Here is a 300-nt window from a genome sequence, read left to right on the forward strand (position 1 = left end):
GGCGCGGCCTTCGGGGCCACCGCTGACGTCGGTGCGGACGCAGCGGGCGCCGTCGCCTTCACCTTCTTTGCAACGGGGCGGACCACCGGTGCGGCCGCGAGCGTCGGCGCCGTGTGGCTGGACGCCGCCTGACTGGCGTCCAGACGGAACACCGAGACGACCGTCTTCAGACGATTGGCCTGCTCTTCGAGCGAGCCGGCCGCGGCCGCGGCTTCTTCCACAAGCGCCGCGTTCTGCTGCGTGACTTCGTCCATCTGCGTGACGGCGCGATTGACCTGTTCGATGCCGCCCGATTGCTCG

Annotated in this window: 1 pseudogene; it reads right to left on the minus strand. The window is 70.3% G+C overall.

Annotation, left to right across the window (positions count from 1 at the left end):
• Nucleotides 1-300 (minus strand): annotated as a pseudogene (locus tag A985_RS29195) (hypothetical protein); the annotation flags it as partial.

This window comes from Pandoraea sp. B-6 (assembly GCF_000282835.1).
GTDB lineage: Bacteria > Pseudomonadota > Gammaproteobacteria > Burkholderiales > Burkholderiaceae > Pandoraea > Pandoraea cepalis.